Raw genomic sequence first — 15,301 nt, 5'->3', positions numbered from 1 at the left:
CGGCATTTCGAAATTGCTATTGCCTCTCACTTACCAGCGATCTGGTAACTGGCAGCTACTTCCAACGCACGAACCATCGCGGAGTGGTCCCAAGCGCGCCCGCCTTGGGCGACACACGCATTGAATAGTTGTTGCGCCAACGCAGTGCACGGCAACGATATGCCTAACGATCGAGCTCCTTCGAGTGCCAGATTGAGATCCTTTTGATGCAACTCGATTCGAAAGCCTGGATCGAAGTTGCGGTTGACCATTCGCTCGCCATGCACTTCGAGGATTCGCGATGAAGCAAACCCTCCCATCAATGCTTGCCGTACCAGCGCCGGATCGGCGCCGGCCTTCGACGCAAACAGCAACGCTTCGCCTACTGCTTCGATCGTCAACGCGACGATGATTTGGTTAGCGACCTTTGTGGTTTGACCATCGCCGTTGGCTCCCACCCGGTTGACGTTCTTGCCCATCTTGTCGAAGATCGGCTTCATGGTGTTGAAGGCGCGCTCGGGTCCACCCACCATGATGGTGAGGCTCGCCGCCTTGGCGCCAACCTCCCCTCCGGATACAGGTGCGTCGAGATAATCAGCACCGAGCGCTTCGATCCGTTTTGCAAACTCCTTCGTCGCAAGCGGCGAGATCGAGCTCATGTCGACGATGATCTTGCCCTTGGAGATGCCGCCCGCGACGCCGTCCTTGCCGAACAGCACGGCTTCGACATGCGGCGTATCCGGCACCATGATGATTACCGCGTCCGCCTGCTCGGTCACCTCCTTTGCCGAATTGCAGGGAATGCCCCCGGCGGCGATCAACTCAGAAGCAATAGAGCCCACATCCTGCAAGAACAGCTTGTAACCCGCAGCCAGGAGATGAAGGGCCATTGGCCGTCCCATCGTCCCCAACCCAATAAAGCCAACTTTAATCATGTCGCTCTTTCCTCAGGCCTCAAGTGCGGCGTACCAAGACAAACTGTCCGACGTCGAAGCGCGAGGCTTGTATTCACAGCCAATCCAGCCGCGGTAGCCGATCGCTTCGAGGTGACGAAATAGGAACGGATAGTTGATCTCGCCGGTGCCGGGCTCGTGGCGGCCGGGATTGTCGGCGAGCTGGACATGCGCAATCTGGGGAAGATACTCCTGCATGGTGCGGGCGAGATCACCCTCCATGATCTGCATGTGATAGATGTCGTACTGGATATACAGATTGTTCGATCGCACCTCGGAGATGAGCCGCACCGCCTGCTCGGTACCGTTGAGATAGAAGCCGGGAATATCGAGCGTGTTGATCGGTTCGACCAGGAGCTTGATGTGCTCCCGCGCCAATGTGGAGGCCGCAAACCGCAAGTTTCCGACCAGCGTTTCGTTCAGCTCGCGCGGATCGGCATCGGCAGGCGCGATGCCGACGAGGCAGTTGAGCTGGTCGCAGTCGAGCGCCTTGGCGTGGTCGATGGCGCGGAACACGCCGTCGCGGAATTCGGCGGTGCGATCGGGCAGGATCGCAATTCCGCGCTCGCCCCCCGCCCAGTTGCCGGCCGGCAGATTGTGAAGCACCTGCGTCAAGCCGTGGGCTTCCAGCTGCTCGCGCAGCAGCGCCTTGTCGAAATCATAGGGAAAGAGATACTCGACCCCTGAAAAGCCCGCCGCCTTCGCCGCAGCAAAGCGGTCGACGAACGGCATCTCGTTGAAAAGCATGGTGAGGTTGGCGGCGAATTTCGGCATGATGCTCTCCCCTATTCCGCCGGCTGCAACACGCCCGGCCGCGCCCGCTCGACCTCATCGAGTGGCAGGTCCAGCACCTCCTCGAACTCGACGATGTTGTCAATCTCGGTGCCCATCGCGATATTGGTGACGCGCTCGAGGATGAACTCGACGACGACAGGCACGCGGTGCTTCGCCATCAGTTCGCGCGCGGTCGCGAATGCGGCCTGTGTATCCTTGGGATCGGTGACGCGGATCGCCTTGCAGCCAAGGCCTTCGGCGACCGCGACATGGTCGACGCCGTAGGCGCCGATCTCCGGCGCGTTGATGTTCTCGAAGGAGAGCTGGACGTGATAGTCCATCTCAAAGCCGCGCTGGGCCTGGCGGATCAGACCGAGATAGGAATTGTTCACGACGACGTGGATGTAGGGCAGATTGAACTGCGCCCCGACCGCAAGCTCCTCGATCAGGAACTGGAAGTCGTAATCGCCGGACAGCGCGACGATCTCGCGATCCGGGCATGCCGCACGCACGCCGAGCGCCGCCGGCAATGTCCAGCCGAGAGGCCCCGCCTGGCCGGCATTGATCCAGTTGCGCGGCTTGTAGACGCCAAGGAACTGCGCGCCTGCGATCTGCGACAGGCCGATCACGGTGACATAGGTGGTGTCGCGACCGAACGCCTTGTTCATCTCCTCATAGACGCGCTGCGGCTTGATCGGAACATTGTCGAAATGGCTCTTGCGCAGCATGGTCTTCTTGCGATCGCGGCAGGCAGCGGGCCACGCCTGGCGCTCGCGGAGCCTGCCTGACCGGCGCCACTCCCTGGCGACGGCAACGAAGAGCTCGAGCGCGGCCTTGGCGTCCGAGACGATGCCAAGATCAGGATTGAACACGCGCCCGATCTGGGTCGGTTCGATGTCGACATGCACGAATGTGCGGCCCTTGGTGTAGGTCTCGACCGAGCCGGTGTGACGGTTGGCCCAGCGGTTGCCGATGCCGAGCACGAAGTCGGATTCCAGCAGCGTAGCGTTGCCATAGCGGTGGCTGGTCTGAAGGCCGACCATGCCGGCCATCAGCACGTGATCGTCGGGGATCGCACCCCACCCCATCAGCGTCGGGACGACAGGCACGTTGGCGATCTCGGCGAATTCAACCAGCAGATCCGAGGCGTCAGCATTGATGATGCCGCCGCCCGCCACGATCAGCGGACGCTCGGCGACATTGAGCATCTCCAACGCCTTCTCGACCTGCTTGCGCGTCGCGGTCGGCTTGTAGACGGGCAGCGGCTCATAGGTCTCGTCGTCGAACTCGATCTCGGCGAGCTGCACGTCGAGCGGCATATCGATCAGCACCGGTCCCGGCCGGCCTGAACGCATGACGTGAAAGGCCTGGCTGAACACGCGCGGCACCAGCGCCGGCTCGCGCACCGTCACCGCCCATTTGGTCACGGGCTTGGCTATCGACTCGATGTCGACGGCCTGGAAATCCTCCTTGTAGAGGCGGGCGCGCGGCGCCTGCCCGGTGATGCAGAGGATCGGAATGGAATCGGCGATGGCCGAATAGAGCCCGGTGATCATATCGGTGCCGGCCGGCCCCGAGGTGCCGATGCAGACGCCGATATTGCCGGCCTTGGCGCGCGTATAGCCCTCGGCCATGTGCGAGGCGCCTTCCACATGCCGCGCCAGGATGTGCTTGATCGATCCGCGCGTCTTAAGTGCTGAATAAAGCGGATTGATCGCGGCCCCGGGAACGCCGAAGGCGGTTGAAATGCCCTTCCTTCTCCAGAATTCGCACGGCTGCATCAACCGCCCGCATCTTACCCATGGGACTCGTCCTGTCACTTTTGCTCTTTGTGCAAGCTGGCCCATTGATCCGATGTTGCGAACCTCTGTCTGTCGATATCAGTTATTCCAATCAGGAAAGATGCTTCTATCGCATTGTGCGAACGACATTTTCGTTCGCTTGGCGAAATAGCTCCGATCCTTTCGTCTTGGCCTGGTCTCAGAGACCTCTAGGCATCCCGATCAATCGCTATCTACACCTCAGTCCGGCTCTCAATCATCGCGCATAGGACGCGCCAAGCCCCTTTGATTCTCATACGGATTGCCGTTAATTGTGTAGTGACACCCAGGCAACGCAACTCTCCTGCAACGCACTCAAGATAGTCAAACTGCGGGCCCCCACACATGTATGCGCGATAATCATGGATCGACTACGCGAGCTTCGTGTCTTTGTGAGGGTTGTAGAATTGGGCAGCTTTTCAAAAGCAGCCGCCGACCTGATAATTTCGCAATCAACGGTCACAAAAAATATCGCAGAGCTCGAAACGCACCTAAAGGTGCGGCTTCTCAATCGTAATACGCGTGGGATTAGCCTGACGGAACTGGGCGAACTCTACTATGAGAAATGCAAGGCCGCGCTTCACGAATTGTCGGAAGCCGAGAGCATAATTAACAGGCGCCAGGCTCGCCTTGAAGGAACCCTTCGCATATCGACATCCGTTGCGTTCGGGCGCCGCATTGTCGCTCCCATGCTAATCGAGTTCATGAGCGGAAATCCCGGGCTTCGCGTCGATCTCAGCTGTGACGACAAATACGTCGATCTTGTATCGCAAGGCATCGATCTGGCTTTGCGTATGGGACGCTTGGCGGATTCTTCCCTTGGCGGACGATACTTGGGCCGCAACCCATGGATCATGGTTGCTTCACCCGAATACGTCGCAAACCGTGGCCAGCCCGCCGAGCCAACTGAACTGGCTAGCCATGACTGTATCGTTTACAGCAGCGTACAGGGCGATGCCGTTTGGCATCTCCGGGGTGTTACCGGTGTACATTCGTCGATTTTTGTCCAAGGACGAATGCGATCCAACAATCTCTCGACCTTGCTTATCGCTGCTGAAAACGGCTTGGGTATCGCTATATTGCCCTGCTACGTCGCTAACGAGGCGCTTCTGGACGGCCGGCTCGTGCAGATCCTGACGGACTATCTATTGCCAGACCAAGAGCTTCATGCGGTATTCCCCTCCCCTAAAATGGTGCCGAACGGGGTCCTTTCGCTGATCGACTTCTTGAAGCCACGATTTCGAGACCAATGGTGGACCACGACCTGAGTGGCAGCTTCTGCACTCCTTATTCCGTTGCCGAATAGATCATATCGCACTCTCGCTATTCTTTTGATCTCGTATGTCTGCGACAAGCAATCGAGTTACTCCTGCAGGAGCAATCGAATGGCATCCAAGGATATTCTAGAGGCACTAAAAACACTCGGAGAGGCTGGCGTAATTCAAAGCATGAGCGCCCGGAACGAGGCAGTTGTCTTAGAGCTTGCCCTCGTTCCTGAGCATCAAACAGATGCGGCCGGAAACCGTCAGTCCATGGTCGAGCTTCAACAGTTGATTCGCTACGGCTGGTCCCGTGGGTATGGACGATACGAGATATAATCAGTTCGTGGCGAACTTACTCGGAGTTGGAGGCGAAGCTAGGGATTCCCGCAGCCGCCTTCCGAGGTAAGTTTGGCCGAGACCCGGCTCCATGTTGCTGATTATTGCGCACGCACTTGACCATCGTTCAAGAGAGCGCCGATCAACCCCGCTTGTTGGCGAGATCATCCGGGCGCCCTGCCGCGGACAGAGGGTGACCGCGCTATTGAGCTTGGCTTGCAAGACCATCGCTAAAGCGGCTTTCAGACCGCCGATTTGGCTGCACGCAAGCGACACCATCAGCACCGCCGTTGCCGCGCTAAAAATGCAATGGTTCTATTGCTGCAATGCCATGCCGTCCATCCCACTCACTTCAAGCCCGAGATGGCGAAGCACGGTCGGGGCTATGTCCAGCGGCGATGTCGGCTCAGATCTAACTTCTCCCGGGGCAAATCCGGGCCCTTTTATCATGAGAAATGGCCGTTGACTTTCATTGGGCCCAAGTCCGCCATGATTTCCGAACCCTCTGACGTCCTCAGCGTACTCGGGATTGACCGCCAAGTCAGAAAATCCAGTAACACCAAAGCTATTTTTTCCGTCGCTCGCCGCCATGGATATTGCAATCCACAATCCGCCTTCAGGCTCCATCCCGATCTTGCGCAGATCTTCACCGGCATAGACCGCGCCGGCCCAGTCCTGATCGTTAAGATACGCGACGACGTCAGCCGCCTTCTGCAGCGCTGGCCGTGAGAAATAGATCAATGCTGCCGTGCCCTGGGACGCCGCCACAATATCGCGCGAGGAGGCCTCCGCCTTAAAACCGGCCTTAGCGAGTTCCTTGTTCACGTCGATTTGCCGTCTGATGGTTTCGTTGCCATGATCGGAACAGATGACCATCAAAAGTTCGTCCTCCGAGACCGAGGCAAGTCTTACTGCATTGAGCACACGTTCGACATTATCGTCAGCCGATCGGATCGCAGCCAAATGGGTGGGCGAGCCGAGCGGATGGTGGTGAGCGGTCCAATCTGGCTCCGATTGCCATAGTACGGATAGCAGCGAAAACTCCCTTGATCGGAGATGCCGGCAGAATCGTTCCGTCATCTCCCGATCGCCGGCGACCCCCGAGCTAATCGCAAGGCCTTGCTCATCCGGCAAGCGCACCCTACCTGGTCCGAACGATCCTGCCCGATGATAGACATACCCAAACCCGTTGGGATCCTGAAAATATGCCGCGCCTGGCGAAACGTTCGAGAATATGACCGCGCGGCCCCTGTCCGAGACCCGCTCGGCTAGGGTCGGGCATCTGAGCGTGCGGCCGGTCATTTTCCGTAGCCGATCTACGAAGTCCGGCTTCCCTACTGAATACGCGACGGGTCCCTCCCCGTCGTCGAGAGCCATCATGTTGCCGTGCAGGCCATGTCGGCCAGGAGTGCATCCCGTCGCGATCGAGGCCGATGTCACGCGGGTCGCCGATGGAAAAATCGCCCTATGCGAGACGAAGGAAGTCGCAGTTTCGGCGAATTTACGCAAGGTCGGCGTTGCACTACCCAGAAGATCGCGACGCAGACTATCGCAAACCACAATGATCGCTTTAGGCCCTTTAGACATTCGCACCTCTCGCTCTCTCGACCGCCGAGCCCTTTCTCGCACGCCTGAACCTATTTGAGCGCACCCGAGGTCAACCTGAATTTCTGTATACGCTTTCCGGTGTCGACCTCCGCGGTGTAGATATTGCCCGCGGCATCAACGGCCATCGCGTGTACCCAGTGGAATTGGCCGGCGTTGCGGCCGTTGCGGCCGAAACTACTTACCACGGTTCCGTCGTCGCGCTTGACGATTCGGATTTCATTATTCTCGCCGTCCGCGGTGAGCAAATAGGTCTGCTTCGGATCCGGCCATAGCGCGAGGTCAAAGACCGCGCCGTTGCCGAGCGTCTTTTTCTCGTAGAAGAATTCCTTCACGAAGCTGCCGTCCTTCCGGAACACCTGGATGCGGTTGTTGATGCGATCGCAGACATAGACCAATCCATCATTGGCGATCTTCACACAATGCACCGGGTTGCCGAATTGCTGCGACACGGGCGCCTTGGGGTCGTAGGGCGGCTGCTTGGCATCATCCGGCTTGTTGCCGTAGGCGCCCCAGTGCCGCTTGTAGGCACCCGTCGTGGCATCGAACACGATGACGCGGCGATTGCCGTATCCGTCGGCTACGTAGATTTCGTTGGCCTCCTTGTCGATCGCAGTCTCCGCGGGCTTCCCTAGCTGCGTCGTATCGTTGCTGCCCTTACTCGGCGCGATCGAACCAATCTGCGAAACGAACTTTCCGTCCAAGGTGAATTTCAGGATCGCGTTGTCACTATCAGCGTTGCCACCGATCCAGACGAACCCGCGCTCATCCACCTCGATGCCATGCTCGCGGCCAACCCATTGATAGCCGTCACCGGGACCGCCCCAAGATCGCAACAGATTGCCTTCGGAATCGAACTCGAGCACCGGCGGCGCCGAGATGCAGCATTTCGAACGCGGCGGATTAAGGCCCGCGCCTTTCTCGTCGTCGGTCAGGGAGCCGGGGCGATGGATGATCCAGACATGCCCCTGCCAATCGACAGTGATGCCGCTGACTTGGCCGAGGATCCAGCTGTTTGGTAACGGCTTCGGCCAAGAGGGATCAACTGCGAACGAGGGGACGTCTCCAGCCAAGGCAGGCACAAGAAGAGCGAGAAGGGATGCGGTAGCGACACAGGCGGAAATCAAGCCCGCTAGTCCGGAACGTGCGCGGATGCGCCTCGACAACATGAACACCTCCCGCAATGCTTTATCCTTTTGACACGTCGTCGGTCAGTTCGCTTAATGCACTTGTCCTCGACCGCGCGAGTAGGCGAAACTTCCTCGAGTTCGACGCCATGTTGACGCAAAGCCCAATCGCTTTGCGGTAGGCGACCCAAACTATCGGGCCCGGGCTTCTGCCACAAACGACTTGTGGTACCACTCATCGTGAGTTATTTTCACGTATGGCCCGTCGCTTGCCTCCGCTATCTGCTTTGCGTGCATTCGAGGTAGCTGCTCGCGCCGGAAGTTTTACGGCCGCGGCAACAGAACTCGGCGTGACGCACGGCGCCGTCAGCAAACAGATACAAGCTCTCGAGGTCTGGCTAGGCCGCCAGTTGTTCCGCAGATCGGGACAAAGAATGTTGCCAACCCCACATGGAAGGGCATATGCACGGGAGATCAGTAACGCGCTCGATCAGATTGCCGAATCGTCGCGACGATTCGGATCTTCGACGTCGAGCAGCGTGCTACAGATATGTGCGCCTGCCACTTTCGCGATGCGATGGCTTATTCCGCGCCTTTCGAAGTTCTACGAGCAGCGGCCTCGAGCCGAGATCTGCGTATCGACATCTACAACGACGGATCACACGTTAACCGGTCATTTCGACGTCATCATTAGGAGAGGTCCCGAGAACTGGGATCAGTACGATGCGCTTGAGTTTCTAAAAGAGAGCAACACTCTCGTCGCATCGCCAACCCTGCTAAAACGAAAGCCGCTACGCAAGATCTCCGACATTTCGGAACATACCCTTCTTTCCACAGACACTCGACCAGGCGATTGGGAGAGTTGGCTGGATGCGGCAAGCTATGCGGGGGAGTTTCCGGTCCGACGCCAAGCGTTCGACCATTTCTTCGTCACGCTTCAGGCTGCACTGGATGGTGTCGGATTAGCGGTCGGACCCATTCCGGTTCTGGGAGATGACATCGAGCAGAAGCGTCTCGTCGTACCGTTCATGGACATACAGGTTCCACGCAGAAGCTATTTCGCGTTGACACCTTGCGATGTCGATAAGTCACCTTTGCTCCGCAATTTTCTGAGCTGGGTCCTCGCCGAGGGAAGCCAATCAAAGCAGTCGAGCGATCGCCCCCAACGATGAGAGTAAAATGCGAGCAAGCTCAGCTGAACCACAGCTTGCGCGCACCTGCGAAACTGCCCCCGCGAGCGTGGCGGCTTGTCCCGTCGGCTTCAGGCCTTAATCGCCGCCTTTGATGTTGCCGAAGAACAAATCCTGCAAGCTCGCCGGCTTTGTCGGCATTTGGCCAATCTGGTTCATGAACGTGGCGAACGCCATGAACTTCTTGGGAGTCGTCGTCCACTCATTTTGCGGATCGCGGATGATCGCTTCAACCTGAGCAGGTGTGATATTCTCGATGTTCTCTGTTCTTAGCCAGAGCGCGGCTGCAGCGGCCGGATCGGCCTTGATCATCTCGTGAGCCTCTTCTAGCGCAGCGATGTAGGCCTCGACAATTTTCGGGTTCGCGTCATGAAACTTGGTGCTTGTCCATACTGCATTGTAGGTATGGGGACCACCGAGAACGTCGTAGCTGTCCAGGACCTTATGGACTTCAGGCTTCGCCAATTCATCATAGACAAACGGAGCCGAACTGACATGCGCATTCACCTCCGAGTTGCCATTGATAAGCGCCTTTGTCGCATCCGGATGACTCATGAACATGGTGAACGGCTCGATCTTGTCGGCCTGGCCTTTTCCAAAGGCTTTCTCTGAGGCCATCGCTAGCACGACGGCTTGGATCGAAGTGCGCACCGTAGGCACGGCAATCTTGTCCTTTGCCGTGAAGTCAGTTAGCGCTTTTACGCTCGGATTCGAACTAATAAGGGTGAGTGGCATCGAGTTTAGCGTACCGATGCCCTTAACCTTGTTGTCGGTGTTGCGCGTCAGTTCCCAGGTCGCCAGCAGTTGAGTAACCCCACCCGCGGCAAAAGCAATCTTGCCGTCCACCAACGCTTCGCGCATGGGTATCGGCTTAGGAAAGCGCTGCCATTCTGTTGCTACCTGAACGCCGTACTTCGCGGCCTGCTTCTCCACCAGCTTGTGCTCTTTCATGAGCGTGAATGGCAGATAGGAGATGCCCTCGCCCGTCGACGCGCCAGTCACGACGACGAGAGGTTGTCGAGTGGTAGACATGGGCCCGCTCTCATTCTGTGGCGACGATGCGGTTTGAGCAAAGCTAATCCCGGACGCACACGCCATCGCGGCAACAATCATCCACGTCTTCGTGCGGTACATTTCGTCCTCCTTTTACCATCGTTCGTTTACAATATCCCTACTTCACCATTGTTGTGAGAAGTTCGTCACCGCGCTTCCAGCGCGCCGCTGGGCGGCTTCGTGTCCATTTTCTTTGGCAACAGGAGAGTCACCACGAAGGCGATTACGGCCAATACGATGAGTGGGATCAACGCCAGGCCATAGCTACCTGTCTGATCCTTTACCCAGCCGATCATTGGCGATCCGATCATTGAAGAGAAGATCGCCATAGAATTGATCTGAGCGATTGCCGTTGCGACAAAACCTGTCGGGAGTCGCTCAGTCGTCATCGCCCAGAACGGAGGCTTTACGGAAAAACATCCTACTAACGCGACGCACAGTGCCGCCATCGTCACCGTAAGATCTGTCGAGACGATACATACGCACAATCCTGTCGCCGCGCACAGCAACGGGATCGCCACGTGCAGCGTCCGTTCTTTCGTCTTGTCGGAGTGGAATCCCCACAGCAACATTACTACCATGGCTGCTAAGTACGGCAGGGCGCCCAGGATGCCCGTCTTGAAATTCGTAAGACCGAACTCCTTGATCATCTGCGGAAGCCAGAAGATAAGGCCATATTCAGCCATCACCGCGCCGGCGTAGACTAGCCCGAGCGTAAGGACCCGACGATCTTTCAGCATGTGCCAAAGAGGGGCGTGAGCCGCGGAAGCGACCTTATCCTCTTGCGCGATCTTATTGACTAACCAATTGCGTTGCTCGTCACTGAGCCACGCCGCCTGAGCGGGCTTGTCGCTAATGAACGACAAGAACACGAAGCCGAGCAATGTCGCGGGCAAGGCCTCCAAAATGAACAGCCATTGCCATCCACGCAAACCGTGCCACCCGTCTAATCCCAGAAGAGCGCCGGAAAGCGGCGATCCGATAAATCCGGACAACGGCTGAGCGATGAGGAACATTCCGATGATCTTCGCCCGATCCGCCCGCGGAATCCAATATGTTAGATATAGAATAACGCCGGGAAAGAAGCCGGCCTCGGCCATACCGAGCAGGAAGCGAACTAGATAGAGTGAAACCGGACCCGTGACGAAAGCCATTGAAATGGAAATCAAACCCCAAATAATCATGAGGCTTGCTATCCATCGTTTTGCACCGATGCGCTCCAGCATCAGGTTGCTCGGCACTTCGAACAGCATATAGCTGACGAAGAACATACTGACAGCCGTTCCATAGACTGTTGCCGAGATCGAGAGGTCGGCGTTCATTTGGAGGGCCGCGAAGCCGAGGTTCGTGCGATCAATATAGGCAAATAGGTAGCACACCATGAAGAAAGGAATGATTCGAATCGTTACTCTTCGCAAAGTTGAGGCGTGGATCTCAGACTCCGAAGCGAGGCTCGGCATTTCGTTTGCTCCCGTAGCTGCGACGTTTCCAATTGCCCGGTCAGGTCTTGTTTGCCCGATCTAGGAATTTCACACTTCTAGGCTTCGACAATTGCGGTCATTTTTCTGATGCGGATGATGGTGTCGTCTCCGCTCACGCGACGCCGTTGAGGACGAAATCGAAGATATCGAAGTTGCGAAGGCGACGCTCCGTCGCGATCGTTCGGTATTTGTCATTCAGCTTTCTGGACACCATGAACGGCACCGGCTGCTCGGAAAGTCCTCCGTGAGAGCGCAATCGGTGACCGTTCAAGCCGGACAGATCGTGCTCGTCGGGGCGAGAGCCAATTGCGGTGTAAGTATCGCCGACTGCGATGAAGTCACCTTCGCGCTCAAGCGGCATTTCGTAACGCTCGGCCGCGCTGACCCCGTCGAGCACAACGCCAGGAATGCGCGCGGCGGCGTCCATCAGCACATCCGCGGGCACCTTTCCGGTCGCATAAACACGGACGAACGAGCCTAGCGCTCCGTGGTGCTTTACGAACGGATCGGTGATCGGGCAGATTACCCGTACCGAATTCGCTCCAAACTTCTTGTTCAATTCGGTTTCGAGATAAACGACCTGAGGTTCACCCTCAGGCGTGCACTTTTCGGTCATACCGTGATCGGCGACGATTCCGACGACTGCACCGAGTTCGATCAGTCGTCCAACGCGCTTGTCGACCTCCCGGTTGAAATGATCGGCAAGTTCCTCGCCCGGCGCCGCGCTATGCTGCACCATATCGGACAGCGATAAGTAAAGGACGTCCGCACTTTCCTTCTCAAGAAGCTTGATGCCAGCATCGAGGACGAATAGCGAAAGATCAGGGCTGTACATATTCGGAGTCGAGCGCCCCACCAGCTTTTCGACGTTGTCGATCCCATTCTCGGTGATGGTTGCTTCCTTGGCCTTCTCTGATGAGAAGCAGATGCCCTTCAGACCGCTCCCTAGCATCTTTCGCAGCTTGTCCTTCGCCGTCACGACGGCAACGCGAACACCGGCCTCGGAAAGCGCCGCTAAGATCGTGCCTGAAGACACGAGCGACGCATCCGTGATCATGATCTCTTTGCCGCTTGCCCTATCGAGATAGTAATTTCCAGATATGCCGTGTACTTTCGGCGGTGCTCCGGCGACGATCGACATATTGTTCGGATTAGTGAAGGTCGGCATCGCCGCATCGGCGATAGCGTAGAATCCTTCCGACATGATCCGCGATATGTTGGAAAATAGTCCCGTCGATCGTCCATGCGAGATGTATCGGGGATCGCAACCGTCGAAGCAGATCACAACCGCCGGAAGCGCCGGGATCTTGTAGTCCCGCCCATTTACATTTACCGCGCCGCCATCGTGTTTTGTCATGAAGTCATCACCTTGAGTTCTCTCTCTGGCGTGACTTCTAGGGATTGGCCTGAAGAACAAAATCGATAATAACTCACCCAAGTGTGAGTAGTTCTCACGTACGCCAGACCAATTGTCCATTGACTTACAACGAGCCTAGGCCCAGGTAACTGTCCTATATCTCGACCTTTTCACCCTCGTTCGTTCGCGACCATGCTAATGCGCGTCTTCCGGCCGAGCATGAGATTTGGAGAAAAATGGCCAATGCCGACTTTTCGCAGTGGCCCGAACGGGTAAGGCCGAAATCCAATCTGCCGTTGGGCTGATCAAAGCGAGAGGTAATGGATCACTGTGGAGGGCCTCGACGCTGAATTCTTTGACCTCAGACCTTGCACGGCGGAGGCATGAACTCTCACCTAGGGTGGTTCGCGTTGGCTTCTCATGCAACCAGGTGCTGAGAACCAGCCATACGGCGCAGCGCGATCCATTAATTGCGGGTGAGGACGCTCCTTCCGCGAAATTAAATTGGCCTGCGATCAGATATGATCCAGCGACAGAGGCGCAACGAACCCAACCTTAGAAAGCCCGGCGAAAACGCTCATCTGAGGCGATCCAATTCGACGCATATTCGGCCAAGACTCTTGCGGTCGGCCTGTTCGGAAGGAGGAGGATGTGACATTGCGCAATACATTCGTTGTGCGGTCGTTCAAGACGTCTGCCGAACGGCGCACAATTGGTCCTGGGTGGCTCTGGCCAATCGTGGCTTGCGCAAAATCGGAATAACCATGATTAAGCTGTACATGTGGGCGATGTCGAATGGGTACAAGGCGTCCATCATGCTGGAGGAGATTGGGCTTCCCTATGAGGCCTGCCCGGTCGACATCGGCAGGGGCGACCAGTTTGCACCTGACTTCCTCAGGATAAGTCCAAACAACAAGATACCGGCCATAGTTGATCCCAACGGCCCGGACGGCAAGCCGATCAGCATTTTCGAGTCCGGCGCGATCTTGCTTTATCTCGCGGAAAAGGCCCGGCAATTCCTGCCCCAAACTGCGCGCGAGCCGTATCGAGTGGTAGAGTGGCTTATGTTCCAGATGGGTGGCGTGGGACCAATGTTCGGGCAGGCTCACCACTTCAGGCACTACGCCAAAGAAAAACATCCGTATTCGATCGATCGCTACACGCGGGCGTCGGCGCGACTCTACGGGGTCATGGACAGGCGGCTGAGGGACGCTTCCTATCTCGCCGGCGACGACTATAGCATCGCGGACATTGCGAGCTTCCCTTGGGTTAGGCGGCACGAGCGGCATGGACAGAGGCTCGAGGATTACCCGAATGTACGGCGATGGTTTCAGTCTATCGCCGCGCGTCCTGCCGTCATAGCTGGACTCAAACCGCTTTCGGAGGGAGAGAAGCGCGGAATTGTGGTTGACGAGAAGTCGCACGACTTGCTTTTCGGCGAATCGCAGTTCAGCCCTCGCGCTTAAGATACGGCTGTCCCATGGTAGCGGTCTCGGCTGATGCTTTCGAACAAGCGCTCGCATCAGGACGGCACAGGTTGCCGATCGTTCGCCGGGCGGAAGGTCAAGAGCCAACCGCCACCCAACCGCAGCAAGTTGAGGACGGCATCGACCGGCTCGTGCGACGTGGCCATACGCAGCCGGCAGCCAGCCAGTATCGCACATCCGAACCAACGGCGCGATTAACGCCGAGGGGCGGACAGATCGAGGTTGTAGCCGCCATGTGCGCAACTCGCTTGCGGATCGGCGCCGGCTCCCGTCATGGGTCCGACGCCCTGGCAAATCAACCTAAAGACGTTCAGGTACCCTCTCGAACGTGCTCTAGGCGCTTGCCGCTGTAGTCATCGTTAGTCGGCCAGGATGAAACGGAGGGTTCCTGCTCGGCCTCCTCGCCTTTTAGTGTCGTTTGGATGATTGACACCATCTACGACCGGCACTTCATGGAAGTCGAACGGGCTCACACCATCTAGGCAGGCAACGTTCACACCATACTTGTTAGGATCAGATCGTCGTTGATGGTACGTGTATATTCCGCAGCGAGAACAGAAGAAGTGCTTAGCTGTTTCGGTATGGAATCGGTAGCTTGTTAGCGCATCCTCACCCTGTAGCAACTTGATCCCGCCCGATCCCGCCATGACGACGACGGCGCCTCGCATCCGGCAGTAAGAACAGTTGCAGCGCAGGATCGAATTGAAGCCGTCGCTGAGGGTCGCCTCGAAACGCACCGCGCCGCAATGGCACTGACCAGTTCGAATGTTCGTTGCAGCCTGCATGTCTGTATCCTACCTGATGTTGATGGCGCCGCCTTAGCGGCGTTTGGTTCGACCGGAGGGCGATGGGATGACAACGTCCTACCCGCAGTGAT

General features: G+C 57.4%; 12 protein-coding genes and 1 pseudogene. 4 read left to right on the top strand and 9 right to left on the bottom strand.

Going from position 1 to position 15,301, the window contains the following annotated elements; all coding sequences use genetic code 11:
• Window positions 1–26 precede the first annotated feature (26 nt).
• The 3 genes and pseudogenes from V5279_RS09450 to gcl all read right to left on the bottom strand — a co-directional run bounded on the left by V5279_RS09450 (window position 27) and on the right by gcl (window position 3,509).
• Window positions 27–914 carry a 2-hydroxy-3-oxopropionate reductase gene (locus V5279_RS09450; RefSeq protein ID WP_338696685.1) on the bottom strand — a complete coding sequence of 296 codons (888 nt, stop codon included), beginning with the start codon at window positions 912–914 and terminating at the stop codon, window positions 27–29.
• 12 nt (window positions 915–926) lie between these two features.
• On the bottom strand, window positions 927–1,706 hold the full coding sequence (gene hyi / locus V5279_RS09445) for a hydroxypyruvate isomerase (protein ID WP_338696683.1): 780 nt from the start codon (window positions 1,704–1,706) through the stop codon (window positions 927–929).
• An 11-nt stretch (window positions 1,707–1,717) separates the two neighbouring features.
• Window positions 1,718–3,509 (bottom strand): annotated as a pseudogene (gcl, locus tag V5279_RS09440) (glyoxylate carboligase).
• A gap of 379 nt (window positions 3,510–3,888) precedes the next feature.
• Here gcl and V5279_RS09435 point away from each other — a divergent pair.
• Entirely contained in the window at window positions 3,889–4,794 is a 906-nt protein-coding gene (locus V5279_RS09435) for a LysR family transcriptional regulator (RefSeq protein ID WP_338696681.1), read from the top strand.
• A 117-nt stretch (window positions 4,795–4,911) separates the two neighbouring features.
• Window positions 4,912–5,124 carry a hypothetical protein gene (locus tag V5279_RS09430; protein ID WP_338696679.1) on the top strand — a complete coding sequence of 71 codons (213 nt, stop codon included), beginning with the start codon at window positions 4,912–4,914 and terminating at the stop codon, window positions 5,122–5,124.
• 315 nt (window positions 5,125–5,439) lie between these two features.
• Here V5279_RS09430 and V5279_RS09425 read toward each other — a convergent pair whose 3' ends face one another.
• Both V5279_RS09425 and V5279_RS09420 read right to left on the bottom strand, forming a co-directional pair.
• Window positions 5,440–6,711 carry an alkaline phosphatase family protein gene (locus V5279_RS09425; protein ID WP_338696677.1) on the bottom strand — a complete coding sequence of 424 codons (1,272 nt, stop codon included), beginning with the start codon at window positions 6,709–6,711 and terminating at the stop codon, window positions 5,440–5,442.
• A 50-nt stretch (window positions 6,712–6,761) separates the two neighbouring features.
• Window positions 6,762–7,898 carry a hypothetical protein gene (locus V5279_RS09420; RefSeq protein ID WP_414645911.1) on the bottom strand — a complete coding sequence of 379 codons (1,137 nt, stop codon included), beginning with the start codon at window positions 7,896–7,898 and terminating at the stop codon, window positions 6,762–6,764.
• Between the two features lie 215 nt (window positions 7,899–8,113).
• Here V5279_RS09420 and V5279_RS09415 point away from each other — a divergent pair, with 215 nt between their 5' ends.
• Entirely contained in the window at window positions 8,114–9,028 is a 915-nt protein-coding gene (locus V5279_RS09415; protein WP_338696675.1) for a LysR substrate-binding domain-containing protein, read from the top strand.
• Window positions 9,029–9,124: 96 nt separating this feature from the next.
• Here the strand turns inward: V5279_RS09415 and V5279_RS09410 are convergent, their stop codons facing one another.
• The 3 genes from V5279_RS09410 to phnA all read right to left on the bottom strand — a co-directional run bounded on the left by V5279_RS09410 (window position 9,125) and on the right by phnA (window position 12,937).
• Window positions 9,125–10,180 carry an ABC transporter substrate-binding protein gene (locus V5279_RS09410; protein WP_338696673.1) on the bottom strand — a complete coding sequence of 352 codons (1,056 nt, stop codon included), beginning with the start codon at window positions 10,178–10,180 and terminating at the stop codon, window positions 9,125–9,127.
• A gap of 65 nt (window positions 10,181–10,245) precedes the next feature.
• A complete protein-coding gene (locus V5279_RS09405) occupies window positions 10,246–11,559 on the bottom strand; it encodes an MFS transporter (protein WP_338696671.1) in 1,314 nt (437 codons plus the stop codon).
• A 133-nt stretch (window positions 11,560–11,692) separates the two neighbouring features.
• Window positions 11,693–12,937, bottom strand: coding sequence for a phosphonoacetate hydrolase (gene phnA, locus V5279_RS09400; RefSeq protein ID WP_338696669.1), 1,245 nt, complete (start codon window positions 12,935–12,937; stop codon window positions 11,693–11,695).
• 764 nt (window positions 12,938–13,701) lie between these two features.
• Between phnA and V5279_RS09395 the strand changes: the two genes are divergently transcribed.
• Window positions 13,702–14,403, top strand: a complete 702-nt coding sequence (locus V5279_RS09395; protein ID WP_338696667.1) for a glutathione S-transferase family protein — start codon at window positions 13,702–13,704, stop codon at window positions 14,401–14,403.
• A 380-nt stretch (window positions 14,404–14,783) separates the two neighbouring features.
• Here V5279_RS09395 and V5279_RS09390 read toward each other — a convergent pair whose 3' ends face one another.
• Window positions 14,784–15,209 (bottom strand): GFA family protein, encoded by a 426-nt coding sequence (locus V5279_RS09390; protein ID WP_338696665.1) that lies wholly within the window; start codon window positions 15,207–15,209, stop codon window positions 14,784–14,786.
• Between the last annotated feature and the right edge of the window lie 92 nt (window positions 15,210–15,301).

This window comes from Bradyrhizobium sp. 26S5 (assembly GCF_036923295.1).
GTDB lineage: Bacteria > Pseudomonadota > Alphaproteobacteria > Rhizobiales > Xanthobacteraceae > Bradyrhizobium > Bradyrhizobium septentrionale.
This window is presented reverse-complemented; position numbering and strand designations above follow the sequence as displayed.